Origin of the sequence: Stenotrophomonas sp. EMP41, assembly GCF_047495535.1 — a bacterium.
Taxonomy (GTDB): Bacteria; Pseudomonadota; Gammaproteobacteria; order Xanthomonadales; family Xanthomonadaceae; genus Stenotrophomonas; species Stenotrophomonas sepilia.
Genome location: NZ_CP179923.1, coordinates 741561 through 766999, shown reverse-complemented (window position 1 = coordinate 766999; position 25439 = coordinate 741561). Strand labels below are relative to the sequence as shown.

The 25439-nt window shown below is 63.9% G+C and carries 20 protein-coding genes; 6 read left to right on the top strand and 14 right to left on the bottom strand.

What is annotated here, in order from left to right; all coding sequences use genetic code 11:
* Positions 1–66 precede the first annotated feature (66 nt).
* The 5 genes from ACMGRF_RS03520 to ACMGRF_RS03500 are packed head-to-tail and all read left to right on the top strand — an operon-like array spanning position 67 to position 4702.
* The gene (locus ACMGRF_RS03520) at positions 67–1119 is read left to right on the top strand and encodes a sugar phosphate isomerase/epimerase family protein (protein ID WP_100477701.1); all 1053 of its coding nucleotides are present in this window, start codon (positions 67–69) and stop codon (positions 1117–1119) included.
* 27 nt (positions 1120–1146) lie between these two features.
* Positions 1147–2364: a nucleoside permease gene (locus tag ACMGRF_RS03515; RefSeq protein WP_100477700.1), complete on the top strand. Its 1218-nt coding sequence runs from the start codon at positions 1147–1149 to the stop codon at positions 2362–2364.
* A 12-nt stretch (positions 2365–2376) separates the two neighbouring features.
* On the top strand, positions 2377–3501 hold the full coding sequence (locus ACMGRF_RS03510; RefSeq protein ID WP_100477699.1) for a Gfo/Idh/MocA family protein: 1125 nt from the start codon (positions 2377–2379) through the stop codon (positions 3499–3501).
* Positions 3502–3520: 19 nt separating this feature from the next.
* On the top strand, positions 3521–4387 hold the full coding sequence (locus ACMGRF_RS03505) for a sugar phosphate isomerase/epimerase family protein (RefSeq protein WP_049416503.1): 867 nt from the start codon (positions 3521–3523) through the stop codon (positions 4385–4387).
* Between the two features lie 18 nt (positions 4388–4405).
* Complete coding sequence (locus ACMGRF_RS03500; RefSeq protein ID WP_049416501.1) at positions 4406–4702, top strand: c-type cytochrome; 297 nt, start codon at positions 4406–4408, stop codon at positions 4700–4702.
* Between the two features lie 10 nt (positions 4703–4712).
* Here the strand turns inward: ACMGRF_RS03500 and ACMGRF_RS03495 are convergent, their stop codons facing one another.
* From ACMGRF_RS03495 to ACMGRF_RS03455, 9 genes are all read right to left on the bottom strand, one after another.
* On the bottom strand, positions 4713–5471 hold the full coding sequence (locus ACMGRF_RS03495; RefSeq protein WP_049416541.1) for a DUF1080 domain-containing protein: 759 nt from the start codon (positions 5469–5471) through the stop codon (positions 4713–4715).
* Positions 5471–6046: a gluconate 2-dehydrogenase subunit 3 family protein gene (locus tag ACMGRF_RS03490; protein ID WP_049416500.1), complete on the bottom strand. Its 576-nt coding sequence runs from the start codon at positions 6044–6046 to the stop codon at positions 5471–5473. The genes ACMGRF_RS03495 and ACMGRF_RS03490 overlap by 1 nt, the downstream gene beginning before the upstream one ends.
* Positions 6046–7731 carry a GMC oxidoreductase gene (locus ACMGRF_RS03485; RefSeq protein ID WP_049416498.1) on the bottom strand — a complete coding sequence of 562 codons (1686 nt, stop codon included), beginning with the start codon at positions 7729–7731 and terminating at the stop codon, positions 6046–6048. Before ACMGRF_RS03485 ends, ACMGRF_RS03490 begins: the two co-directional genes overlap by 1 nt.
* A 26-nt stretch (positions 7732–7757) precedes the next feature.
* A complete protein-coding gene (locus ACMGRF_RS03480; RefSeq protein WP_134708964.1) occupies positions 7758–8651 on the bottom strand; it encodes a hydroxypyruvate isomerase family protein in 894 nt (297 codons plus the stop codon).
* A 511-nt stretch (positions 8652–9162) separates the two neighbouring features.
* Positions 9163–9708, bottom strand: a complete 546-nt coding sequence (locus ACMGRF_RS03475) for an Imm57 family immunity protein (RefSeq protein ID WP_157803431.1) — start codon at positions 9706–9708, stop codon at positions 9163–9165.
* Positions 9709–11145: 1437 nt separating this feature from the next.
* Positions 11146–11484 (bottom strand): RHS repeat-associated core domain-containing protein, encoded by a 339-nt coding sequence (locus ACMGRF_RS03470; RefSeq protein WP_414485630.1) that lies wholly within the window; start codon positions 11482–11484, stop codon positions 11146–11148.
* A 151-nt stretch (positions 11485–11635) separates the two neighbouring features.
* Positions 11636–12052 carry a hypothetical protein gene (locus tag ACMGRF_RS03465; RefSeq protein ID WP_049416238.1) on the bottom strand — a complete coding sequence of 139 codons (417 nt, stop codon included), beginning with the start codon at positions 12050–12052 and terminating at the stop codon, positions 11636–11638.
* Positions 12039–16586, bottom strand: coding sequence for an RHS repeat-associated core domain-containing protein (locus ACMGRF_RS03460; protein WP_241896433.1), 4548 nt, complete (start codon positions 16584–16586; stop codon positions 12039–12041). The genes ACMGRF_RS03465 and ACMGRF_RS03460 overlap by 14 nt, the downstream gene beginning before the upstream one ends.
* 489 nt (positions 16587–17075) lie before the next feature.
* Positions 17076–17648, bottom strand: a complete 573-nt coding sequence (locus ACMGRF_RS03455) for a single-stranded DNA-binding protein (protein WP_043034165.1) — start codon at positions 17646–17648, stop codon at positions 17076–17078.
* Positions 17649–17939: 291 nt separating this feature from the next.
* Between ACMGRF_RS03455 and ACMGRF_RS03450 the strand changes: the two genes are divergently transcribed.
* Positions 17940–18971, top strand: coding sequence for a LacI family DNA-binding transcriptional regulator (locus tag ACMGRF_RS03450; protein ID WP_049440213.1), 1032 nt, complete (start codon positions 17940–17942; stop codon positions 18969–18971).
* A gap of 112 nt (positions 18972–19083) precedes the next feature.
* On the opposite strand, the gene ACMGRF_RS03445 is transcribed toward ACMGRF_RS03450, so the two are convergent.
* The 5 genes from ACMGRF_RS03445 to ACMGRF_RS03425 all read right to left on the bottom strand — a co-directional run bounded on the left by ACMGRF_RS03445 (position 19084) and on the right by ACMGRF_RS03425 (position 25439).
* Complete coding sequence (locus ACMGRF_RS03445) at positions 19084–19401, bottom strand: hypothetical protein (protein ID WP_180879873.1); 318 nt, start codon at positions 19399–19401, stop codon at positions 19084–19086.
* Between the two features lie 141 nt (positions 19402–19542).
* The gene (locus ACMGRF_RS03440; protein ID WP_049440217.1) at positions 19543–19929 is read right to left on the bottom strand and encodes an SseB family protein; all 387 of its coding nucleotides are present in this window, start codon (positions 19927–19929) and stop codon (positions 19543–19545) included.
* A 121-nt stretch (positions 19930–20050) separates the two neighbouring features.
* On the bottom strand, positions 20051–21766 hold the full coding sequence (locus ACMGRF_RS03435) for an alpha-amylase family glycosyl hydrolase (protein ID WP_180879875.1): 1716 nt from the start codon (positions 21764–21766) through the stop codon (positions 20051–20053).
* Positions 21766–23253, bottom strand: coding sequence for an MFS transporter (locus ACMGRF_RS03430; protein WP_049411627.1), 1488 nt, complete (start codon positions 23251–23253; stop codon positions 21766–21768). Before ACMGRF_RS03430 ends, ACMGRF_RS03435 begins: the two co-directional genes overlap by 1 nt.
* A complete protein-coding gene (locus ACMGRF_RS03425) occupies positions 23250–25439 on the bottom strand; it encodes a Six-hairpin glycosidase-like protein (RefSeq protein ID WP_414485629.1) in 2190 nt (729 codons plus the stop codon). Before ACMGRF_RS03425 ends, ACMGRF_RS03430 begins: the two co-directional genes overlap by 4 nt.

Sequence of the window (25439 nt, the reverse complement as noted above, 5' to 3'; positions counted from 1 at the left end):
GCACAACAGGTCCTGCGTGCGCCCCTGCTAGGATAATGCAATCGATTGCATCGAGGGCGAATCACGTTGAAGACGCTCAAGGGTCCAGCGCTGTTCCTGGCGCAGTTCATCGGCGACACGGCTCCTTTTGATCGGCTGGACACGCTGGCCGGATGGGCCGCGGGTCTGGGCTATTCTGGCGTACAAGTTCCCACCTCCGCGCCCCACCTGTTCGACCTGGCCGAGGCCTCCCGCAGCCAGGCGTACTGCGACGATGTTGCCGGCATGCTGGCCGGGCACGGCCTGCAGATCACCGAACTGTCAACCCACCTGCAGGGGCAGCTGGTCGCGGTCCATCCCGCCTACGACAGCCTGTTCGACGGATTCGCACCCATAGACGTGCGCGGCAACCCGCCGGCGCGCCAGGCCTGGGCCGTGGAGCAGCTGCGGCTCGCTGCGCAGGCCAGCCAGCGCCTGGGGCTGACCGCGCACGCCACGTTCTCCGGTGCGCTGGCCTGGCCCTACTTCTATCCGTGGCCGCAGCGCCCGCCGGGACTGGTGGAAGAAGCCTTCGCCGAACTCGGCCGTCGCTGGCGCCCGATCCTGGATGTGTTCGACGCCTGCGGCGTGGACCTGTGCTTCGAACTCCACCCCGGCGAGGACCTGCACGACGGCGCGACCTTCGAACGCTTCCTCGATGTGGTGGATCACCACCCGCGCGCGAAAATCCTTTACGACCCCAGCCACCTGCTGCTGCAGCAGATGGACTACCTCGGTTTCATCGACCGCTACCACGCCCGCATCGGCATCTTCCACGTCAAGGACGCGGAGTATCGCTCCAGCGCGCGCAGTGGCGTGTACGCGGGCTACCAGGACTGGATCGATCGTCCGGGCCGTTTCCGTTCACTGGGCGACGGCCAGATCGACTTCAAGGCGATCTTCTCGAAGTTCGCCCAGTACGACTTCCCGGGCTGGGCGGTACTGGAATGGGAGTGCTGCCTGAAGCACCCCGAGGACGGCGCGCGCGAGGGTGCCGCCTTCATCCGCGATCACATCATCCATGTGACCGAACGCGCCTTCGACGACTTTGCCGGGAGCGACACGGACGCTGGATCACTGCGCCGCATGCTGGGAATCTGAGCCAAGACCGCCCCGGGAGGGCAAGCCATGACGCACGCCATGTCGCGCCTGGGCGCGATGATGTTTCTGCAGTTCTTCATCTGGGGGGCGTGGTTCGTCACCCTGGGCACCTACCTGGTACAGGGCCCGCTGCAGGCCAGCGCAAGCCAGGTGGCAACGGCGTTTCTCAGCCAGTCCATCGGTGCCATCGTGGCGCCGTTCCTGGTCGGCCTGATCGCAGACCGCTATTTCGCGGCACAGCGCATCCTGGCGGTACTGCACCTGGCCGGCGCGGTGCTGATGTGGCTGGCGTCCACCGCCACCAGCTTCAGCGTGTTTTCCGCGTGCGTCATGGGCTACATGCTGCTGTTCATGCCGACGCTGGCACTGGCCAACAGCGTCGCCATGCGGCACATGCAATCGCCGGAGAAGCAGTTCCCGCTGGTACGCGTGGCCGGCAGCGTCGGCTGGATCGTCGCAGGGGTGCTGATCGGCTGGCTGGGCTGGGAACAGGCGCATCGGCTTGAACTGACCTTCCGGATGGCGGCGGCGGCATCGCTGGTGCTGGGCCTGTATGCGTTCACCCTGCCGCACACGCCGCCACTGGCACAGCAGCGCGATGCCGGGCTGGGGCAGATCCTCGGGCTGGATTCGTTGCGGCTGCTGAAGTCGCGTGCCTACCTGGTGTTCTTCCTGGCCTCCATCGCCATCTGCATCCCGTTGTCGTTCTACTACAACTTCACCAATCCGTATCTCAACGACCTGGGCGTGCAGGGCGCCGCCGGCCTGCAGTCGCTGGGCCAGGTGTCCGAAGTGCTGCTGATGCTCGCCATGCCTTTCCTGTTCGTGCGGCTGGGGGTGAAGACCATGCTGGCGGTCGGCATGGCCGCCTGGGTGGTGCGCTACGCCCTGTTCGCCTTCGGCGATGCGGGCAGCGGCTTCCCGCTGCTGGTGATCGGCATCGTGCTGCACGGCATCTGCTACGACTTCTTCTTCGTCACCGGCCAGATCTACACCGACGCACACGCCGGCCCCGCCGCGCGCAGCAGTGCGCAGGGTTTCATCACCCTGGCCACCTATGGCGTGGGCATGTTGATCGGTACCTTCCTGTCCGGTGCGGTGGTGGAGCACTTCACCACTGCAGCGGGCCCGGACTGGCAGCAGATCTGGTTGTTCCCTGCCGGCGTCGCACTGGTGGTGCTGATCGCCTTCCTGCTGCTGTTCCGCGACCGCCCGGTAGCGGTGGCGGCGTCGTCCACACCCTGAGGAGACCAGCCGATGCCCCCGCTTGGAATCGCCATCGTTGGTACCGGCATGATCGGCGCGGTGCATCGCCGCGCAGCACTGCTGGCTGGCGCCGAGGTGCGCGGCGTGGCCGCCTCGTCGCCGCAGCGCGCGCGCGAGGTGGCGCACGTGTGGAATGTCCCGCGCGCCTATCGCGATATCGAGGACGTCGTCGCTGATCCCCAGGTACAGGTCGTGCACATCTGCACGCCCAACCACCTGCACCGCGCGATGGCGCAGGCCGCACTGGAAGCCGGCAAGCACGTGATCTGCGAGAAACCGTTGGCGACGACGCTGGACGACGCGCAGGCGCTGGCGGCGCTGGCCGCCTCGACCGGATTGGTCGCCACCGTCCCCTTCGTCTACCGCTACCACCCGGTGGTCCGCGAGGCGCGTGCGCGCATCGCGCAGGGCGACCTGGGGCCGCTGCACCTGATCCATGGCAGCTACCTGCAGGACTGGCTGCTGGATCCGGCCAGCAACAACTGGCGGGTTGACCCGGCACTGGGCGGCACATCGCGCGTGTTCGCCGACATCGGGTCGCACTGGTGCGACCTGGTTGAATGGGTCAGCGGCGAGTGCTTCGCCGAAGTGAACGCGGCGTTTGCCACGGTGATCGCCGAGCGCAGCGCAACCACTTCCCAGAGTTTCAGCACGCCGGCGACAGACGGCGCAAAGCAAGCGGTCGAGAGCGAGGACGTAGCCGCAGCGATGTTCAGGACCGGCGCGGGCACGCTGGCGTCATTGACGGTCAGCCAGGTCTCGGCCGGACGCCACAACCGGCTCTGGTTCGAGATCGACGGCGCCAACGCCAGCGTGGCGTTCAACCAGGAGGATGCCGAGCGGCTGTGGATCGGCCTGCCCGAGCAGCGCGAGGAAATCTTCGTGCGCGGCCCGGGCGCCGGCAGTGCCGAACAACGCCGGTTGTCGCCGCTGCCAGCGGGACACGCGCAAGGCTACGGGCAGTGCTTCGAAGCGTTCGTGGCCGACACCTATCGCGCCATTGACGGCGAGCGGCCGCAGGGCCTGCCCACCTTCGAAGACGGCCTGCGCTCGGCGCAGATCGTTGATCGTGTCATTGCATCGGCCAGGTCACGCACCTGGACCGCCATCGGTTGAATCCCGGGAGGATCTGTTGATGAACATCCCTGTCCGTAGAACTGCAACCCTCGTCCTGCTGCTGCTCGCAGTCCTGCCCGCCTTCGCAGGAAACACAGCCGGTGCGCAGAAGCCCATCGCCGTGCAGATGTACACGCTGCGCAACGCCGGCCCGCTCGACCAACAGCTGAAGATCGTCCACGACGCGGGCGTGCGTGCGGTGGAGACTGTCGGTACGCAGAATGCAAGCGCTGCGGAACTGAAACAGTTGCTGGACCGTTACTCGATCAAAGCGGTTTCGTCGCACGTTCAGCTGGCCGAGCTGCGCGACAACCTGGATGCCGTGGTGGCCTTCAACCGCTCGATTGGCAACAGCACGCTGGTGGTGCCCTACCTGGACCAGAAGGATCGTCCGCGCGATGCCGCCGGCTGGACCGCATTGGGCCGGGAGCTGGGCCGGATTGCCAGGCAGGTGCGCGGCAAGGGCATGCAGCTGGCCTACCACAACCACGACTTCGAGCTGGTCGACTTCAATGGCAGGACCGGACTGGAGCTGCTGTTCGCCGCCGCCGGACCCGAACTGCAGACCGAACTGGACCTGGCCTGGGTCGCGCGCGCGGGACTGGACCCGGTAGTGATGCTGGGTAAGTTCCGCGGCCACGTATTTGCGGTACACGCCAAGGACAATGCGCCCAAGGGCCAGGCCGAAGACGAAGGTGGATTCGCTGCGGTCGGCCAGGGCGTGCTGGACTGGAACGCGATCCTGCCGGCCGCCGCCACCGCTGGCGTGCAGTGGTACATCGTGGAACACGACCAGCCACGCGACCCGGCCAAGGTCATCCAGGCCGGCGCGGACTACCTGCGTGGACACCTGACCACCAACCTGCCCACCCGTGCCCACCGGTGACGCATCAAGGAGCCCCACATGAAAATGATCCTGGCAGTGGCCGTGGCCCTGGGCGGCATGAACGTTGCGCCGGCAGCGTGGGCCAAGGACGACCCGGCCGCCGGCGCTAAACTCTACGCCCAGCACTGCACCGCCTGCCACGGTGCTGAACGCACCGGTGTACCGCCGACGTTCCCGGCGCTCACCGATGTCGGCAAGCGGCTGCAGCCCGCCCAGGTCAAGGACAAGATCAGGAAGGGCGGCGGCCTGATGCCGCCCTTCCCGCAGCTGTCACAGCAGGAGATCGATGACATCGCCAGCTACCTGGCGAAGTAGCGGGTGGGCGCTACAGCTCGCGCACCCAGATGTTGCGGTAGCTGACCTTGGAGTCATGTTCCTGCAGATACAGCGGCGCGCACCCATGCGGTGCGTACGAAGGCGCACCGATGTATTCGGTCTTGCCTGCCAGCACGGTATCGTCCTGTACCAGCACGCCGTTATGCAGCACGGTGATCCGCGCGGGCGACGTCAGGCCGCCGCCCGGCGAGAAGCGCGGGGCCTTCCAGATGATGTCGTAGGCCTGCCACTGGCCCGGTGCGCGCGAGGCGTTCACCCGTGGCATGGCCTGCTTGTAGATCGAACCCGCCTGGCCATTGGCGTAGGTCGGGTTGTTGTAGCTGTCGAGTACCTGCAACTCATAGAGTCCCTGCAGGAAGATCCCGCTGTTGCCCCGGTTCTGGCCGTCGAAGCCCTTCGTTTCGGTGGGCGTACGCCATTCGACATGCAGCTGGACATCGCAGAAGGGTTGCCGGGTACGGATGCCCTTGCTGCCCGGAACAACCGTCATGGCGCCTCCGGCAACCTTCCAGGGCACGCGGCCACCCCGCTCCGACTCCCACGCGGAGACATCCTTGCCATCGAACAGCACGATCGCATCGGACGGTGCCTTGCCGGGCGGCGTTGCCACGGTCGCGGGCACAGGGGCCCACACTTCGGTCTTCTTCGGGTCACGCACAGCGTCGGCACTGTCCTGTGCGAACGCCGATGCAGCGGCCAGCAGGCCGGCGGTGATCAACGCAGGGCGGATCATCAGGGTGGTGTCCATCAGCTGGTCCCCCACGCGGGCGTACCGGGGACATAGGCGAGGTCACCGTCGTAGCGCCCCGGCACGGCGACGTACTGCAGCACCCCGGTCGCACCGACCCTGGATGTGAAGAAGCCGAAGATGGCCAGCTGCTTGATCATCGTGAAGTAATGCGGCATGGCTTCGCCCTCTTCGGGCGTTCCGGTCTCGGTCACGTCCGCATTGCGCGCCTTGGCCTCGGCATCCAGTGTACGCAGCAACCCGGTGCGCGCCTCCGGCGTGAGCGACACGAAGCGGCCACCGGCGCGCTTGTCGATGTCCGCCAGCCCGGCGCGGAACACCGCCTGCTGCCTGGCGGTGTAGCAGTCGCTGACGAAGGTTGCCATGAACAGACCGGCGCCCGCGTCTTTCGCCCCGGGTGTCCGGGTCCGCGGCAGGATGGTCTCGGCGATCTCGTCCAGCGTGCCGATATCGGCATCGGAGAACGCGGCCATCGCCCCGGCCGCTGGCGCTTTGCCATGCACCAGCGCAGGCAGGCCGACCATGGCCGCACCGGTGGCGGCGACGATCATCTTCAGCAGTTCGCGGCGATCCATCACAGGTTCCCCGCTTTCAGTTCGCGTACCGCGTGGTCGGCCGCGCGCGCGGTCAGCGCCATGTAGGTCAGCGACGGATTCACGCAGGCGCTGGAGGTCATGCAGGCACCGTCGGTGACGTACACATTGGGCGCATCCCACACCTGGTTGTGCGCGTTCAATACCGAGCTCTTCCGGTCACGTCCCATACGCGCAGTCCCCATCTCATGGATGCCCTTGCCCGGGGCGTAGTCGTTGTCGTGCATCTTCACGTCCTTGACCCCGGCCGCCTCCAGCATCTCGGCGGCGTCAGCAGCCATGTCCTTGCGCATCGCCAGCTCGTTGGCACGCATGGACACGTCCATCGCCAGCACCGGCAGCCCCCACTTGTCCTTGCGCTCCCGGTCCAGACGGATCGCGTTGTCGTGGTGCGGCAGCATTTCGCCAAACCCGGTCATGCCGATGCGCCAGTCACCCGGCACGGTCAGGGCCTCCTTCAGATCCGCACCGATGTTCAGCTCGGCGATCTCGCGCGACCAGCCGGTGCGGCTGGCACCGCCCTGGTAGCCGAACCCGCGCAGGTAGCCGCGCTTGTCGGCGGCCACGTTGCGGAACCGCGGAATGTAGAAACCGCAGGGACGACGACCGAAGTAGTACTTGTCTTCGTAGCCCTCGACCCGGCCCGAGGCGCCCGCACCGAAATGGTGGTCCATCACGTTGTGCCCGAGCTCACCCGACGAAGAGCCCAGCCCCCCGTCCCAGACGTCGGTCGCCGAATTCATCAGCAGCCAGGTCGAATTGAAGGACGATGCATTGAGGAAGATGACCTTGGCCGTGTACTGGTAGGTCTGGCCGGTTTCGGCGTCGATGACCTCCACGCCGCGCGCACGCTTGCGGTCCTTGTCGTAGAGCACTTCCTTGACGATCGAGAACGGCCGCAAGGTCAGGTTGCCGGTCTTCATCGCCGCCGGCAGCGTCGCCGACTGGGTCGAGAAGTAGGCACCGAAGGGACAGCCCAGAATGCACTTGTTGCGATACTGGCAGTTGACGCGCCCCTGCTCGGGCATCGGCTGGGTGATGTTGGCGGTGCGCGAGTGGATCATGTGGCGGGTGCCGCCAAAGGCCTTCTTGATCCGCGCGGCCACATCCTTCTCGACGATGTTCAACGGGATCGGCGGCAGGAACTCGCCGTCCGGCAACACGTCCAGTCCCTCGCGCGTGCCGGCGATGCCGGCGAACTTCTCCACGTGGTCGTACCACGGCGCGATGTCGGCGTAGCGGATCGGCCAGTCGGTGGCGATGCCGTCCTTGAGATTCGCCTCGAAGTCCAGGTCGGAGAAGCGATAGCTCTGCCGGCCCCACAACAATGAGCGGCCACCGACGTGGTAGCCGCGGAACCAGTCGAAACGCTTGGTTTCGATGTAGGGTGAGTCCTGCTCGTTGGCCCACATTCCTTCCAGGTTCTCGGCCAGGCCGTAGTCGCGCATCAGCACCGGAAAAGCGGCCTTCATGGCCTGCGTCGGACGGTTGCGATGCGGGAAGTCCCACGCTTCCTTCATCGCATTGACGTAGTCCTTGACGTGCTCGATGTTGCGCCCGCGTTCCAGCATCAGGACCTTCAGGCCCTTCTCGGTCAGCTCCTTCGCTGCCCAGCCGCCACTGATTCCCGAGCCAACAACAATGGCGTCGTAGTGATTATCTGCCATGGTCTCTCACCTGGGTGGATATCGTTTCAGACGTCGCAGAGGCGGATCGCCTCGCGCAATGAAGCAACGGGATCGGGCGCGGCAGGCGTGAACTCCTGCGCCAGATACCCCTTGAAACCGGTGTCGCGGATCGCGCGGCAGATGGCCGGATAGTTCAGCTCCTGCCGGTCTCCGATCTCGTTCCGGCCGGGCACGCCTGCGGTGTGGTAATGCTTGAAGCAGGCGTGGTGTTTGCCGATGGTGGCGATGATGTCGCCTTCCATGATCTGCATGTGGTAGATGTCGTAGAGCAGGCCGAAATTGTCCGAGCCCAGCCGCTGGCACAGCTCCACGCCCCAGGCCGAGTGGTCGCACAGGTAGTCACGATGGTCGACCCTGGAGTTGAGCAGCTCCATCACCAGCACCACGCCGCGCTTCTCGGCATGCCCGAGGATGCGCTTGAGGCCGGCCTCGGCATTGGCCATGCCGTCGTGGGGGTCCATGCCATTGCGGTTGCCGGAGAAGCAGATGAGATTTCGGTAACCGGCATCGGCCACCAGATCGATGTGCCGCGTGTAGCGCTCTATCAGCTGGTCGTGGAACTCACGGCCGGCAAAGCCCTTGGTCAGGCCCAGCTCCGCGCCATTGCACATCGAGCTGTAGACGCCGTTCGCCTTCAGCGTGGGCCAGTCTTCCGGGCCGACCAGGTCGATGGCGGCGAAGCCGATGTCCTTCACCGTCGTGCAGAGCTGGGCGACCGACAGCTGCGGGAAGGTCCAACGGGCGACGGAGTGCTTCAGGTTTCCTTTGAGTGGCGCAGCGGCGAATGCAGGCAACGCTCCCGCAGTACCCAGGGCTACGCCTCCAGCAACCGCCATGCGCAACGCATCACGCCGCGTGAGGCCCGTCGCCGGAGCCGGTCTGATCGAATGGATGGACATCCACCTGCCGGCCTCCCAACCGGTATCAAACGCAACGATTCACAGCAATGCAATCGATTGCACCATAGGGGATGAAATTGGATGCTTGCAAGTTGCGGTGCACGAAAACTGATGCTGCGAAGCACAATGCCAACGACATCGCGCAGAAAGAAAAGCCCCGCATTGGCGGGGCTTTCTTTTCTAACCAGATCAGTCGCTTGAGATAAAATCTACTGGCTTTTTTCTCAAGCGAGCGAGCAAAGTCAGTAGAACTTCGACGCCCCGACCCAATGCATTGGCCCTATTCTCGGAAGCATTGAATGATCACCGGGCGTTCGTAGCCTCACGAACCATATCAGCCAGTTCCTGGATGTCTTCGTTCTGCATCCGGGTGCACCCCGCCGCCAGGGTCCAGCCCTGCCTCGGAGCCAGCGGATTGCAGAACTGCATAGCTCGCGACGGCGAGCGACAGCAGTCAACCAAGCCAAGGCTTCGCGAATCACGTACGCATCAGCTTGTTCCGATGACCGACTCAGAAGCCGTCACATTCACCGCCTGCATTGGCTAGTCGAACAGCTTCACGCAGGGATCGCTGGATGTCCGCCACTGAGCTGCAAACATTATCGGGCGCCACGTCGAACTTTGCAGCGCCGGCCCGACGTTTGAAAGCAGCAAGTTCGGACATGCATTGCCCTGCCAGCTTTTTGGCATCCAGCTTCGACGCGGCCTGAACCGTTGAATTGCCATGCGCGGCGAGGTAGCACTTGTAGTCCTCGGAAAGCGCTCCATCCATACGAAATCGCGACAGCTCAACCAAGTGCCGAGGAGCGGCAGCACTCCTGCTGCCCCCTGTCAAGGCGAGACCAAGCTCAGCACCGTCTGCCCCTACACAAGCATATGGCGTCTGAGAGCACAGTGACTTGCTCTCGGAACTTTTGTGCACCACCAGCGAGGCAAGAATAGAGTGTTCGGCCATCTCAATGTCCGCCGCGAGTCTCTCTGCAAGCGGCCGCGCGGACACGGAAGAGCCAAGCAGAACGCAAAGGATGAGGCACGAAATTTGCGCAGTGGTATTCATCGGCTCACCAGAAACGTGGGGGAAGACGGACCAAAAGGCGTTTGCACAGCTGTGTGACCTTATCAGGGATCTGCCAAATGTATTGGTTCCTTGAGCGGGCTCCAAGGCTCGGCGATTGGGCTTGCTTTGGTGAAGAACAGCGCAATTGGGCATAGGCCCGCGGTGACCGTGTCCGCAGGATCTGCGACAGTCCCGCGCCAGTTCGCCAGGCTTATGGCCGTCCTTCGCACGCCGTCATCAAGACCCGCCGAGACCCTGCACAGATCCATAGTCGAAACGGGCCGATGCTGATGATTGCCTCCCCGGCCAGCGATGGACTCGAGCAGACTTCTTCCCGTACTGCTCTGCGTTCTCAAATCTGATTAGCTCAGATGTTTCGTCCCTCATCCATCAACATCTCGCCGTAGGTAGAAGGCTGGGTCACGACCGGATGCTGCCAAACGAAAAAGGCCCCCATTCATAAAGATGGGGACCTCTATCAACACTAAAAGTGTCCAGTAGGAATCAGAACGGTTGTGACTACCAAGCGTGTAAACAAATCCTCGCTGGTCAGGCAAGACAGGCGTTCTGTTCGATTGAGCCTGTTCGAACGTAAACATCTGCACTCGTCAGGTGCACCCGTCAGTCAAGAGCATCGACACGGCCCGGCAGGCGCGCGCCCCAAGGACATCTCCGCCTTCAAGCCATTCCTTTAATTCATCCAGGCCCAAGAACTTCGCCATCCTCATCCTCCAAACCGAGGCAACGCCTGCCCTGTGGCGAATCAAAAACTATGTTCTCGCCTAAAAGCTTGAAGAACTCATCGAAGACAGCGTTGCCAGCTACGCACGGCCCGGAGGGCAATTCCACCGAGGTATATAGCTCTCGACGCCGGGATGAAATCCTGTAAATCGATAGAATTCTAGTCTCTTCATCTATCTCAACCAAGTGGGAATAACCCCCAGAATTCATTGACTTCCACCTGAAATTAATTGTTCCATACGTCAAATACGGGAACGTGCTCGCCCCGTAAGCACGCTGCATATCGCTGTGCGCCGGAAGCGTAGCACCTTGCGGCTGCTTTTGAGCTTCGGCGATTCTTTATCGCCCTGCACACTGCCGTCTCTTCCGCATACCTCTTGTCACAGTGATCATCTTCGTCGCCCTCATCTGTGGAGCAAGCCTGCTTAATCACGGCCAATGACATCTGCGACGTAGCGCTATTGGGGTTAAGCCAACCGTTGGGACCGATCCCCATCATTTCTTGGAGCATCAAGACATTCTTGAGGGAGTCCAAGTTGATCTTCGGACCAAAATCCCAATTGCCGTTCGGGTTGCTGAGGTCTGTCCCATTGTACGCCCCAACGGCATCCGGGGCGCCCGTGACCACGGGGGGCGGGGGCAGCAAAGGAATTGCCTGCATCCCATCGGGGTCAATCGAGGTAAGCGGGTTGCCCTTCACGTAGCCATAGGTGCTGATTCCCCCTGCAATCCGAGCGGGTCTGACGTCACGAAGCGTCCACTGGCGGGATCGTAGTCACGCTGAACATTGTAGTGAAGACCGCTCTCAGCGTCGTATCGCTGCCCAGGGAAGCGCATCGCGAACTCAAACAGCGTGCCGTCCTGGTCCGGATCCTCGTTTGGTGCCGTCGCACCGAACGCTTCCCCCTTCAGATCCCAACTCCAAACTACGACGTCACGGGCTGGATCAACGACAACGCGAGGGGTGCCCAGATGATCCGGCTGAACGTAGTAGAGCGCGCTACCCTTCAGCAATCCGACAGGCAGGTTGTCCAACCAGATCACCTGCTGAAGTGCAATACCCGGTCGCCGAAAGCCACCGACGCGGCCCTGGAGGCGTCTTGATTGCTCAAGCTGAAGCGCTTCCTATTGACAATCAGATGACTGGACCTCAACCAGGAGAGGGAATGCCCCTCTCCTGACATCTTCAATCACCGCTCCCAGTTCGGCCGTCACCCAACGACGGCTGCTCCGCACGCATTCGCTCTTCAATCAAACTCAGTGCGTCCTCGTGTTCTTCCAAGACTGCATCGTGGAAGGGAGCGCCTCTTTTGGCCACCTTACGGAAGGAGAGGATTACCTCGCGGGCCTCCTGGTAGCGCTCGATACTCATAAGTGCATCGACCAACCCAGACGCCACATAGGCATCGTGAGGGCGGGTCTTTTCGAGTGCCCGAAACGCGCGAAGGGACAATTCTGCGTCATTCGCACGCATGCCGATGGCTGCGAGAAGTAGCCAAGCCCCTTCCGTTTCATGGCCCTGGTCAACGAAATCAATCAGCCAAGCGCGTGCTCTAGGAACGTCTCCCGCTTCAAGCCAGCTTTTTACTTCATCGAATTCCATTGAGGTCATCTTCAGTTATTTTGTCTTGGCAACGCCAAGATACGCATCCAGTAAGGCAACGGGCCCTGCTTCCACCCCATACTCCCTTAAGGTCGGGATCCCTGCGAGCGCGACTGCAGATTGACACGCAGTGCTCAATCTCCTTCCTGCAGTCCTCATCCTTGTCTCTGTCCGAGCAGGCTTGCTTCAGCACTGCCAATGACATCTGCGACGTAGCGCTATTGGGATTGAGCAAACCGTTGGGACCGATCCCCATCATTTCTTGGAGCATCAAGACATTCTTGAGGGAGTCCAAGTTGATCTTCGGACCAAAATCCCAATTGCCGTTCGGATTGCTGAGGTCGCCCCCATTGTACGCCCCAACGGCACCCGGGGCGCCCGTGACCACGGGGGGCGGGGGCAGCAAAGGAATTGCCAGCATCCCATCGGGGTCAACCGAGGTGAGAGGATTGCCCTTCACGTAGCCATAGGTGCTGATTCCCCCCTGCAATCCGAGCGGGTCTGACGTCACGAAGCGGCCACTGGCGGGATCGTAGTCACGCTGAACATTGTAGTGAAGACCGCTCTCAGCGTCGTATCGCTGCCCAGGGAAGCGCATCGCGAACTCAAACAGCGTGCCGTCCTGGTCCGGATCCTCGTTTGGTGCCGTCGCACCGAACGCTTCCCCCTTCAGATCCCAACTCCAAACTACGACGTCACGGGCTGGATCAACGACAACGCGAGGGGTGCCCAGATGATCCGGCTGAACGTAGTAGAGCGCGCTACCCTTCAGCAATCCGACAGGCAGGTTGTCCAACCAGATCACCTGCTGACGCGCAATACCCGCCTGGTCGTATTCCCCCAGCCATTGCCCGCGCTCATCGTAGAGACTCAGCGCTGAGGCACCTCCGGCCTTACGTGCTATCTGCTGGCCAAGATCGTTGTAATGGTATTCCGCAGCAACCGTGCCGTTTCGCTTCACCGCACTCAGGCGCCCCATTGCGTTGTAAGCAAACTCGCGTTCTACGCCTTGGATCGAAAGCGTGTTGCCAGCCGCATCGTAGGCACGCGACACGCCCCCGACGCTTTGCAGGCGATGACTGTCTGACGGATAGACGTAGGCTTGATCAACTCCATTGACCTTCGCGGACGTGCGATTGCCCGTGGCGTCGTAGGCGTAGCTGTCGATGATCGAGCCAGTCGCCGCATCCTTGAAGGCAGTCAGTCGGCTCAATGCGTCATAGGTCAGCGATACGGACGTTGCCCCAGTCCCTCCGGAGGTGAGGCCGGTCAACTCGCCCACGGCACTGAACGAGAAGGCTGCATTCAGTGCTCCCGAGCCACTGCCGATCAACGCTGACGGACGGTAATCCTGGTCAACGTCTCGCGCCAGCGTACGCCCGTTGCCGTAGGCCCAGCCCGCAGTGGGGCCGAAGGGATGGCGCTTTGCACTGGAAAGCAACACGACACGAGCAGCCCCCGGTCGCGTCACGCCGATCTCGGTGACCATGCCGGCTGCATCTCGCTTGTAGTCCGCCACCATTCCGTCAGGATAGGTGACAGAACGAAGTCGGCCAGCATTGGTATAGGCATAGCTGACGCCTACGCTCTGCCCCGATGACGTCTGCACCTTGCGCGTCACATTGCCGGCGCGATCGTAGCAATACTGGGTTTTAGCGCCGTCATCCTGCATGGATGAGAGCCGCCCGCTTGCAAACGACTCACCAGCTGAGCAGATGTCCTCGACTTGGTCATACACGTATGACGCAACAATCGCCTGGTCCCCATAAACCTTGCGCACCACGCGTCCCAGGGCATCGTATGTGTAGCTGCTAGCCGTGCCATTGGCGTCAACCTGCTTCGCCGGCTGCCCTGCACTGTTGTAACTGGCAGTGGTTGCGCCCGTGTCAGGACTCTGGCGGCTCAACAAGTCGCCCAGCCCTGAATAGCCGTAAATGGTCGCCAGGCCTTTGGGATCGACCACCTTGGTGGTCCGGCCTTCGACGTCATACTCGTATCGCGTCTCGACTGCCATTCCGGAAACGTCCTGAAGCACCCTGCTGGGCCTTCCATAGGGATCGTAGTCAAACTGCGTCTTGCGCTTCAGGGCATCGGTGATGAGCTGGACGTTGTTCGCCAGGTCATACGTAAAGTCGGTTGAATTCCCCGCTGCCGTCTTCTGGGACACCAGTTGCCCCAGCTTGTTGTAAACGCGAGAGAGCGAACGCTTCAGTCCACCACCTGCGTCGAACACCTCCTCTTTCGTGCGATTGCCTGCCACATCGAGGGTGTAGCGAATGTTGTTCCCGGCCCCGTCATTGATCTGGACGAGACGGTGCGCATCATCGTAGGTGTAGCTGAGGGATACTCCATCGGGGTCAACAAGCGATGCGACATTACCTGTCGCATCATAGGAAAGGGAGGTCACTCGATCGTTGGTAGACGCAGCTCCGTCCACGCTGTTCCGCTCAGTTATCGAGGTGAGCTTGCCTCGAGTGGAATAGCCAAAATCATGGATCGTACCGGTCGCGTCTCGAAGGCGGCTGACACGTCCATTTCGGTCGTAGGCCAGCCGTGTCGTCACTTGACCGAGAGCATTGGTCTCGGACTGAAGGTCACCAGCGCGGTGGCAGGAGCCCCCGAGAACGCCGCAACCCGACTCATCCGCGGCCAGGTAGTAGCTGTACCTGGTAACGTCCTGAACATCGGACCGCGGCCCGTCTTCGGCAAGGACAAGACCGACTTGCGGGCATTGGGTGGCATCCACCGCCGAGCAGTAGGCGGTGGTCCATTGACGAACCCCAGCGGGTGCATTGGTTGCAGTTCCGCACGCATACGCGACCGCAGCCGAATTGGCAGGATCCACCTCGCACCGCGCGACCTCCAGGCCCAACGCGTTGTACTTCCATGAACTGCTGGAAACGGCCACGCCCGCGGAGTTCTTTACCACCCGACTCAGGGGCAAACGCAGTGCGTTATCCCACGTGGTCGTCGTGGTGCGCTGCTGGGGGGTGTCGGCGGCGTCAACCTGTTCGGCCAGCAACCCGTCTGCCGTGTAAGTGGTCCTTGTGGTGATTCCCTTGAAGTCCGTGACCGACGCCGGGTAGCCGTTCGCGTCATAGGTCATGGCTTTGTAGGGTTGGTTGCACTGGTCGCCACAGGGGGCCGAACCGCCCGCGGGCATCAAACGCCCCTTTCCTGTATCCACGAAGCCCAACTTAGAAGTGGCTCCGAGTGGCCCCTTGACGGTGACTGGCAGCGTTCCCTTCCACGTGGAAGCGGCATAGTCCAGGGTTGTGGTATCAACTCCGCCAGCGAATTCAGCGTGATAAGCGCGATGGGTGTAGTCGAACTTTATGGTCTCGTAACGGACGCCTTTCTCATCCACAATTCCTGTGAGGAAGGACGCCCCTGCGACAGTGGGACTGTTTGCTGTTTCGTTGTAGATGTAGCCCTTGCTTGTGGCGTCCGGATAGGTCACCGATGCAAGCTGCCCGGCGGGGTTGTAGCCAAACGCTTGCGATACACCGTCCGGCAACATCATCGTGGTCAATCGCGATGAGGCATCATACTTAAAGCTCAGCGTGCGCCCGCTGGCGTCGCCAACGGTCAACAGGAGTCCAGCGACTGGCGCCACATCTGCCGGCGTGGTTGCGTCCGAATACTGCAAGGACAGAAGCTTCCTGCCTGCAGCGTCGTAGACTTCCTTCAGCAAGCCTGTCGCATCGTAGATTTCGGTTTGGCGGTTCGCCGCCAACTGCAATGCATAGCCGGTGCCCGCCTCTCGATCGACGAGCACGTCTGCGACATCGGCGTCGACAGTCCAGCCGCTTGAGGTTCGAGTGAACCGCTCTGAACTGCCATCCGGCCGAATAGCACGGATGAACGTGTATTCTCCGGCAGCTCCAGTATTGGAAGCTAGCACCTCAAGTCGCCGATCAAACAGGTGGCGCCACTGAGGCCCCAAGGAAGAACCCGGAGCACGGGGAGAACTGTTGTAGAACCGCCGGAACATCAGGCCTGATGGAGATTCGAAGTCGGTTTCCTGCCGGTAAAAGTTGCCGGTAGACGTATTGATCGGATCGCCCTCAAACGGGCTCCCTGGGTCACGGGCATTGGCCTTTGAAGCACTGTCAGCAGCACCTCGAGCCCCAGTTCCATCGGTTGCAGAGCCAAGCCCGGCTGAACAGCGTTTCTGACACCCTCCGAAATTTTTCTGGGGCTGTCCAATCAATATCTCGGAAGCAAAAACATTGTCACTTGCACTCCCGTTGACGTAGATCGTCGCCGCCCAGCCATCGTTGCCGTATCGCACGGTAACAACGGGCGGCTTGGTGCACTTGGGGTCCTGTTGGCAAGGGGCTTGGATCTTCCCAACCAGGAAGTTGACCGCAGCACCGACGCTCTCAAACGAGCCAACCCCGCGGAACGACTGGACCTTGTAGGGAGGGCCGTAGTAGGTGGCTGCACTTGCAGTCGATGCACCGCCTAATGCCAGGCAGAATGAGAGAATCGCGGCAGCCTTGTGACTGCGCAAGGGCATTGCAAATGCCATTGGTACACACTCCATGTGAAAGAAAACTGGCAATTCCGGCCAAAGCATTCCATCCGACATCCGTCCTTAATGCGCGGAACGAACATCTTCTCCCCCAACCTTGCTGGGGATCGGCAAATCCTAGAGCAAGCTAATGACAGATTTTGTGCGACAAGACAAGCTTTGGAGAAGCACACCGCAATTGAGCATAGGCCCGCGGTAACCGTGTCCACACGGTGTGCAGCAGCCCCGCGCCAGCTCGTTAGGCTTATGCCTGTCCTTCGCACGCCGTATCAAGACCCGCCGAAGCCATGCACCAGCGGTGGGCTCGCGCAGACGGCTTTCCCGTGCCGCTCTCCATTCTGATTTGCTATGGTGTGTCGCCAGTCATCCATCAACACCCTGCCGCAAGTAGAAGGTTAGATCACGGCCGGATTCTGCCGAACGAAAAAAAGGCCCCCATCCGCAACGATGAGGGCCTCTATCAACACTAAAACCGTCAAGTAGGAATTAGAACGGAATATCGTCGTCAGCGAAGTCGTCCATCGGCGGCGCCTGCTGCGGCTGCGGGCGCTGGTTGCCGCCCTGGTTGCCGTAGCCGCCACCCTGGTTGCCGCCTTGGTTGCCATAGCCACCGCCCTGGCCACCACGCTGGCCGCCGCCACCGCCGCCGTACTCCTGGCGCGGTGCCTGCTGGCGCTGCGGTCGATCGCCGCCGTAGTTGCCGCCACCACCGCCGCCGCCTTCACCGCGGCCGCCCAGCATCTGCATTTCATCGGCGATGATGTCGGTGGAGTACTTCTCCACCCCGTCCTGGCCGGTGTACTTGTCGTAGCGCAGGCTGCCTTCGACGTAGACCGAGCTGCCCTTGCGCAGGTACTCGCCGGCGATCTCGCCGAGCTTGCCGAAGAACACCACGCGGTGCCATTCGGTGCGCTCCTGCTGGTTGCCATCCTTGTCCTTGCGGACGCTGGTGGTGGCCAGGCTGATGCGGGTGATCGCCATGCCGCCCTGGGTGTACTTCACGTCCGGGTCGTTGCCGAGATTGCCGACCAGGATGACTTTATTGATGCCGCGCGCCATAGGTACCTTCGTCCGTTGTCCAAGGGCAGACCGCCAGTGATAGCACAGCCCCGGGCGGGGTGCAGTACGCTGGGCCGCCCCTGGTGAAATTTGGGGGAATGCGAGAACGACGCATCTTACCATTGCCGCCGCCATCCGCCCGGTCAGGAGACCCCGACCGCACAGAAGGATCAGGCTGATTTCCTTGTCCGGCAATGACTTACCTGCGCCCCGACCGACGTTCAGAGGGGCATTCGCGTCTGCGCATGGCATCATGCCCGGGCACCTTCCACCTGCCCGCTCCGCCCGCACATGACGATCAAAGGCAAAGCCACCTCCCTCGACATCGCCCACCTGGCCGGGGTCTCCCAGCCGACCGTGTCGCGGGCCCTGCGTGGCAGCCCGATGGTCAACGCCGAGACCCGCGAGCGCATCCTGCGCATCGCCCGCGAGCTGAACTACAAGGTCGACAAGAACGCCTCCAGCCTGCGCCTGCGCAATGCCGGCACGCTGGCCCTGCTGTTCTTCGAGGACCCGACCAACGACGATTCGCTGATCAACCCGTTCTTCCATTCGATGCTGGGCTCGATCACCCGCGCCTGCGCCCTGCACGGGCAGGACCTGCTGGTGTCGTTCCAGCAGCTGTCCACCGACTGGCAGGCGGATTACGAAGACAGCAACAAGGCCGACGGCATCATCCTGCTCGGCTATGGCGACTACCACGAATCGCGCGACCGCCTGCAGCGGCTGGTTGAACAGGGCACGCACTTCGTGCGTTGGGGCGCCGCACTGCCCGGCCAGCCCGGTGTCTCGATCGGCAGCGACAACTTCCAGGGCGGGCATGACATCACCACCCACCTGTTGCAGCAGGGCTGCCGCCGCATCGCCTTCCTCGGCCATGCCTCCAGCCATTACCCCGAATTCCAGGAGCGCTACCGCGGCCATGTCGCGGCGCTGCAGGACCACGGTCTGGCCGCCGAACCGGTGCTGCAGCACGATGCGATCACCACTGAGGCCTCCGGCCAGGAAGCCTGCCAGGCGCTGCTGGCGCGCGGTGAACCGATCGATGCGATCTGCGCCGCCAGCGACCTGATCGCCATCGGTGCGATGCGCGCCCTGCGCGAGGCCGGGCTGCGCGTACCGCAGGACGTGGCGGTCACCGGCTTCGACGACATCCCGCTGGCGGCCTCGGTGTCCCCGGCGCTGACCACCGTGCAGCAGGACACCAAGCAGGCCGGCCAGCTGCTGGTGGAACGCCTGCTGGCGCTGATCGGCCGGCAGCCGGTGGACAGCCAGAGCATCCCGGTGAAGCTGGTGGTGCGGGAATCGTCGCTGCGCGGGTAGGCGCCGCTGGGCCGGCATCGCTCTTGGCCTCACCCGTGTTGTTTGGCCTGGTCGTACCCAGGTGCCAGTACCGAGCCGTGCTCGGCAAACTACCCGCGACAGGCGCGCAGGTTCAGCGTGCCCCGGCCTTCGGCCCCAGCAATGCCAACAGCACATAGACCACGATCGAAGCGACCGTACCGAGCACCGCCGGCAGTCCGAATGCCCACGCCGAACGACCCTGCTGGCGCGCCCACTGGGCCAGATACCAGGCCGAACCCAGGTTGATCAGCCAGGCAATGGCGAAGGCCGGCCACTGCACCATGCCCATCGCGCGCAGCAGGGGCACGGACACCAGCGCGGCGACGATGGCTGCGATCAGGAAGATCAGTGCGGAGCAGGAATGGCGTGATCGTGCCGGTGAGCCGGCAGGTAATTCCCTCAATTCCATGGCAGAGCCTCGATCCTGGTGTCATCCAAAGGGGATCACGTACGGCACCCGAAGGGAAGCGTTCGGTAGCTTCGAGCCGTGCTCGACCGATCCGGCATTGCGCGAACGGCAGCCGAGCATGGGCTCGGCTCTACAGGACAATCAGCCCTGCGCGAAGTCCTTCAGGATCTCGCCGACGCCGCTGGACGAGATCTCGAAGCCCAGCGCGGTGCCCGGATTGATCACCACGCCGTAGCCACCGGGCACGCGGCGCAGCACGTCCAGCATCCGCCAGCGGATCTGGTGCTCGGCCTGCTGGCTGTAGATACCCACGCGCGATGGATCGGTGAACACGGCCACGTGCAGGGTGCCCTGCTTGTCGAACAGCAGCGGGTCGAAGCCGCTGCCGTCGGGGGTCACCAGGCTGCCGGTGAGCAGGACCACGTCGGAGGCGACGAAGGCCTCCATGAAGGCGCGGATCGGCACCGCCCCGTCCATCGCCGCCTTCAGCAGGGTTTCGATCGGGGTCTGCGGGGCGAGGTCGGTCATGGCGATACGGCGGGGCGTGAGGGGTGCCTATTGTGCCGGATGTGCCCCCCCCGGTAGTGCCGGCCGCTGGCCGGCACCTGAAGGGACCATGGATTCACGAGTTGCCGGCCAGCGGCCGGCACTACCGCCCCAGACGCACGTCCCGCGCCTTCTGGTCGGCCATCGCCTTGTCCAGTTCGGCCTGCAGTGCCGGCTGCTGCACGGGCGCATCCAGTACGTAGACCTTCACCCCATGCGCTGGCACGTCAGCCTTCAGCTGGCGCTTGACCTGCACCGTGCCGCCACCCAGCGCGTCACGCCAGGTGCCGGCTTGCAGGTAGCGATCCACCTCGAAGGTGCGCGCCACATCGCCCTTGTTCAGCAGCACCAGCACGGTCTGCGCCACCTCGCCCTGTTGCAGCACGCGGAAGAACACCGCCTCGTCGCCCTGCAGGCGCTCGTTCACCTGCAGGCCGCGCTGCAGCGCCGGGGTGGCTGCGCGCAGCCTGGCGATGCGCTGCAGCGGCGCGAAGATCGGGCTCTGCGGTGCAGCGTCCACGCGCGGCTGGCCGAAGTAGGCACGGTTGCCGGCGTGCTCGGCGCGGCCGCGCATGAAGCCGGTCTCCGAGCCGTAGTAGACCACCGGAATGCCGCGCGCGGTGAACAGCCAGTTGTGCGCGTCGATGAAGCCGTTGTCGCTGGCCTGCAGGCGCGGCATGTCGTGGTTGTCGTAGAAGCTCATCAGCTCGTACGGATTGGCATACGGGCCACCGCTCAGGTGCAGTGGCTCGGCCAGGGTCTCGAAGCCCTTGTTGGCGGTGCCGAAGGTCTGCTCCAGTGCGCCGCGCAACGGGAAATCGAGCACGCTCACGTTGGCATTGGATGGCCAGGTGTGCTCGGCAATGGTCGCCGCGTTGTAGTCGAAGGCTTCGCCAAACATGAACATGCCCGGGTGCTCGGCGCGGATGCGCTTGACGAATTCATGCCACCACGGGTGCGGCAGCCAGCCGATGGTGTCGATGCGCAGCGCGTCCACGCCCTGCGCGGTCCACTGCAGGTAGGCGCCGACCAGGTAATCCATCACCGCCGGATTGTCCTGGTTGAAGTCGGACAGTTCGGCCAGGTTGCCGTCGAAGATCGAACCGTCCTTGCTGTCGACCGGACCGATGTTGTTGTAGAACGCGTGCAGCGGATTGTGCGTCGGATCCAGCTTCTGCGGCGGCAGGTTCTGGTGGTCGGCAATCAGCGTTCCGTCCTTGTCGAAGATCTGGCCGAACTGCGGCTGCCGCGTCGGCATGGTCCAGGCCGGCGAGCCGTGGTTGCCGACGATATCCAGCACCACCTTCAAGCCGGCGCCGTGCAGGCCCTTGGTCAGCCCGGCGAAGTCCAGGTCCCTGCTGGGCAGGTGCTCATCGAGCTTGTAGAAATTGATGCCCCAGTAGCCGTGGTAGCCGGTCTTGCCGCGATCGGTCAGCGTGCTGGTGCAGCTGATCGGCTTGCTGCCGGTAAAGGCCTGGTCCGGGTTGTCGACGATCGGCGTGATCCACACCGCGCCGAAACCCAGGTTGCGGATGTACTGCGCATTGTCGAGCACGCCGCGGAAGTCGCCGCCGAGGTAGCCGATGTTGCCGTCCACCTTGTCCGGGCACGGCACCGGAATATCGAAGGTGCGATGCGTGCCGCCCTGGTCGCGGTGATCGTTGGACGGATCGCCGTTGACGAAGCGGTCGGTGACCACGAAGTACACCGCATCGCTGGCGAATGGCTCGGTGGTGCCGACGTAGTCCGGGCGCGGCGTGGCCACGGCCTGGCCGGCGAACAGGGCAAGGGAAACAGCAACAGCCAGGACACCACGCATCACACCACCTCCGGACGGGACGGAACCCGCAGCACGCACAGGCCGGCGACGAACAGGCTGCAGCCGCCCAGCACCAGCACATGCATCGGCTGGCCACCCAGCCAGGCGCGCAGGGCAAAGCCGAGCGCACTGGCCGCCACCAGCTGCGGGATCACGATGAAGAAATTGAAGATGCCCATGTACACGCCCATCTTCGACGCCGGCACGCTGTCGGACAGCAGTGCATACGGCAGCGAGAGAATCGATGCCCAGGCGAAGCCGACGCCGACCATCGACAGCAGCAGCCAGTGCGGGTCGCGGATGAACATCAGCGAGACCAGGCCGGCAGCGCCCAGCCACAGGTTGACCAGGTGGCTCCAGCGCAGGCCGATCGCACGCACCATCGGCGGAATCAGCACCGCCGCCAGCGCAGCGAAGCCGTTGTAGGCGCCAAACAGCACGCCCACCCAGTTGGCACCTTCGTTGTAGGCCGCCGACTGTGGATCGGTCGAACCGAAGTGGGCACCGGCGACCGCAGCAGTGGTGTAGATCCACATGGCGAAAAGCGCGAACCACGAGAAGAACTGCACCCACGCCAGGCGGCGCATGGTCACCGGCATCGCGCGCAGGTCGCCGACGATGGCGGCCAGCATGTGCGTGGCCGGCAACGCGCGCGCGGCCGCCAGCAGCAGGCCGTAGCCGGCGCACAGGCCTGCGAGCACGTACAGCATTCTGTCGCCTTGTCGCCAGGTGATCAGCAGCGCCAACAGCACACCCAGCCCTAGCCACAGGGTCACCCGCGTCCATGGAGCCGGGCCGTTGATCACCGCTCCCGCATGATGCGCCGGCGGCTCGGCATCATCGAAGGCAGCCAGTTCGGCTGGTGAATATTCGCGGGTGCTGAGCACCGTCCAGGTGATCGCCGCCAGCAGCACCACCGCGCCGAAGTAGAACGCATAGCGCACGGTGTCCGGCACCTCTCCTGCGGCGGCCGTATTGGCGACCCCGAAGTGGGCCAGGATGAACGGCAGGAAGCTGGCGACGATGGCGCCCACGCCGATGAAGAAGCTCTGCATCGCGTAGCCGGCCGGACGCTGGCGTGGCGCCAGCTGATCGCCGACAAAGGCACGGAAAGGCTCCATCGATACGTTGATCGAGGCATCGAGCACCCACAGCGTGCCGGCCGCGATCCACAGCGTCGGCGAATTCGGCATCACCAGCAGGGCCAGCGTGGTCAGCACCGCACCGATCATGAAGAACGGACGGCGCCGCCCCCAGCGCGTCCAGGTGCGATCGGACAGGTAACCGATCACCGGCTGCACCAGCAGGCCGGTCAGCGGCGCGGCGATCCACAGCCCCGGTACCGCGTCGATGTCCGCGCCCAGCGTCTCGAAAATGCGGCTGGCGTTGGCATTCTGCAGGGCGAAGCCGAACTGGATCCCGAGAAAACCGAAACACATGTTCCAGATCTGCCAGAACGACAGCTGGGGTTTGGCGGGGCGATTCATCGTGCGCCCTCTACGGCCACGGGCGCCACCGTCAGCGCCTGCACCTGCGCCTGGTTGAGCGCGCCGTCGCGCCCGCCCTTGCCCCCGGTGTAGTGCGCGAAGTGCTGCAGCGCGCTCATGTTGAAGCCTTCTTCAAGCGCGACCGTGCATCGGCCCTTGGGCACCGTAAATGCCGCCGAGGTCGAGTGCTGCACGGTCACGCTGTGCGGCAGGGTGACCGCATGCCGCTGCAACGGCTGGCCCGGACACTGCAGCACCAGCTGCTTCACCGCGGCGGTCACGCCCGTGTTGATCGGCCCATTCGGGTTGCTGTACTGCAGGCGCAGGCGCACCTGCCCCGCCTTGGCCGAGGTGAACTGCCAGCGCTCGGCACCCTTCAGTCGCTGCTGCGGACCGACGCAGACCATCGGGCTGTGCAGCGATTCCAATGCACCATCGCGCCGGGTCAGGCTGAGGCAATGCTGCAGGCCGTCATCGACGATGCGTGCCACGCCCTGGGTGATCGCGGTCACCGCCCGGCCGTCCTGCCACAGCACCTGGCCTTCAGCCACCGGTACCGACCAACCTCTGCCGCTGCGTCGCGCCTGCGGCGCGGGCGGGGTTGCCGGCGCGCGCGCATTGGCATCGACCGTGCTGGCGGGCGACGTGCGCGACGGCGCGGCCACCAGCTGCACGGTGGTGGCGGTACCACGCGTCTTTACCTCGCCCGCCACCAGCAGGCCATCACCCACCTGCTTCGGCCGCTCCAGCACATAGCGCTTGCCATCGGCCTCCAGGGAGATGCGGCGCCGCTTGCCGAACAGTTCGGGGACCAGCGCCGCTGGCAGCTTGGGCTGCACGCGGCCATCATCCTGCACGCCGAACACGCCCTCGACCACCATCGACAGATACCCAGCCACCGACCACAGCTGGCGCTCCGAATTGACCACCGGCCCGCTGAGCGCGCCTTCCTCGACATGCACGGCCTGGCTGACCAGCTCGTAGTTCTCCATGTTGGAGCCGGCCAGCGCGGCACCCTGCATCAGCGAGCGGATCTCGGCGGCAATGCGCGGCGCATCGTCCAGCTGCCGCGCCGCACGCAGCGAGTAGGCACTGACGAACGGCCAGATCGCGCGGTTGTGGTAGATCGGCTGTTGTGCTTCCTGCGGCCAGACCACCGGGCTGCCGGCCGGGCCCATCGGATACGCCGCCAGCGCACGCCGCGCGCGCTCGGGCGGCAGCACCTCGGCGAGGATGCCCAGCGAGAGGCCGAGCAGATCGACCTTGGCGTACGGCACCGGGTGCGCGGCTTCGCCGATGTAGCTCATGTACTGGCCGATATCCTCGCGCCAGAAGCGCGCATCGATCTGCTGCGCCAATGCATCGGCCCAGGCCTTGTAGTCGGTCGCGCGGGCATCGCCGTGCTGCCCGGCCAGGCGTTCGGCCAGGCGCAGTGCCTGGTAGTGCAGCACGTTGGTGGACAGTGCGTAGGAATCACCGATGAAACGCACATCCTCGCGGGTCCAGTCTGGATAGGTCTGCTCGCGCCAGTCCAGGAAGGAGGTCTCGCCGCGGTACAGGCCCATCTGCACGTCGAACACCATCGCGCGGTCCTGCGCCAGCGTGCCCTGCAGCGCCTGCCAGACCTGGTCGGCAAACGCGCGATCCTCCAGCAGGTGACGTGCTGCCAGGAACCACACCACGCGGTCGCTGCTGATCGGCCAGCTGCCGCCGGAACCGGTGTCCTGCGCAACGAACAGGCCGGACGTATGGCCATCGCGGGCCGCCGACAGCTTGAACTGCAGCGACTGCCGGGTGCGCTGCGGATCCAGCCGCGCCAGCGCCAGATCGGCGGCGAAGCTGACATCGCGCGTCCACACGTAAGGCCAGCGCGCACCGGTCTGGAAGCACTCGCAGGGCACCGGCCGGCCTTCGTCGAAGGCGGGATCACGGATGGCATCCACGCGGTCCTGGTCCATTTCCTGCTGGGCCAGCGCGAACAGGGCGTCGAACATCACGCTGCCGGTCTGGCTGCGCATCGGCATCGGCGCGATGCGCACCTCACCTTTCGGCGCATGCAGCACGAAGCTGCCCTCGGCAGCGGCTTCGGCGCGCGCATGGCGGCCGTCGAATTGCAGGTCGGCCGCCTGCGCGGTCGTCCCCAGCGCTGCCCCCAGGGCAGCGGTCAGGCAAATGATCTTCAGCAT

Coding starts and splice junctions, on each gene's coding strand:
- ACMGRF_RS03515 (WP_100477700.1), top strand. CDS start 1,147: ATGACGCACGCCATGTCGCGCCTGGGCGCGATGATGTTTCTGCAGTTC.
- ACMGRF_RS03510 (WP_100477699.1), top strand. CDS start 2,377: ATGCCCCCGCTTGGAATCGCCATCGTTGGTACCGGCATGATCGGCGCG.
- ACMGRF_RS03505 (WP_049416503.1), top strand. CDS start 3,521: ATGAACATCCCTGTCCGTAGAACTGCAACCCTCGTCCTGCTGCTGCTC.
- ACMGRF_RS03500 (WP_049416501.1), top strand. CDS start 4,406: ATGAAAATGATCCTGGCAGTGGCCGTGGCCCTGGGCGGCATGAACGTT.
- ACMGRF_RS03495 (WP_049416541.1), bottom strand. CDS start 5,471: ATGGACACCACCCTGATGATCCGCCCTGCGTTGATCACCGCCGGCCTG.
- ACMGRF_RS03490 (WP_049416500.1), bottom strand. CDS start 6,046: ATGGATCGCCGCGAACTGCTGAAGATGATCGTCGCCGCCACCGGTGCG.
- ACMGRF_RS03485 (WP_049416498.1), bottom strand. CDS start 7,731: ATGGCAGATAATCACTACGACGCCATTGTTGTTGGCTCGGGAATCAGT.
- ACMGRF_RS03480 (WP_134708964.1), bottom strand. CDS start 8,651: ATGTCCATCCATTCGATCAGACCGGCTCCGGCGACGGGCCTCACGCGG.
- ACMGRF_RS03475 (WP_157803431.1), bottom strand. CDS start 9,708: ATGAATACCACTGCGCAAATTTCGTGCCTCATCCTTTGCGTTCTGCTT.
- ACMGRF_RS03465 (WP_049416238.1), bottom strand. CDS start 12,052: ATGGAATTCGATGAAGTAAAAAGCTGGCTTGAAGCGGGAGACGTTCCT.
- ACMGRF_RS03460 (WP_241896433.1), bottom strand. CDS start 16,586: ATGGCATTTGCAATGCCCTTGCGCAGTCACAAGGCTGCCGCGATTCTC.
- ACMGRF_RS03455 (WP_043034165.1), bottom strand. CDS start 17,648: ATGGCGCGCGGCATCAATAAAGTCATCCTGGTCGGCAATCTCGGCAAC.
- ACMGRF_RS03450 (WP_049440213.1), top strand. CDS start 17,940: ATGACGATCAAAGGCAAAGCCACCTCCCTCGACATCGCCCACCTGGCC.
- ACMGRF_RS03445 (WP_180879873.1), bottom strand. CDS start 19,401: ATGGAATTGAGGGAATTACCTGCCGGCTCACCGGCACGATCACGCCAT.
- ACMGRF_RS03440 (WP_049440217.1), bottom strand. CDS start 19,929: ATGACCGACCTCGCCCCGCAGACCCCGATCGAAACCCTGCTGAAGGCG.
- ACMGRF_RS03435 (WP_180879875.1), bottom strand. CDS start 21,766: ATGCGTGGTGTCCTGGCTGTTGCTGTTTCCCTTGCCCTGTTCGCCGGC.
- ACMGRF_RS03430 (WP_049411627.1), bottom strand. CDS start 23,253: ATGAATCGCCCCGCCAAACCCCAGCTGTCGTTCTGGCAGATCTGGAAC.
- ACMGRF_RS03425 (WP_414485629.1), bottom strand. CDS start 25,439: ATGCTGAAGATCATTTGCCTGACCGCTGCCCTGGGGGCAGCGCTGGGG.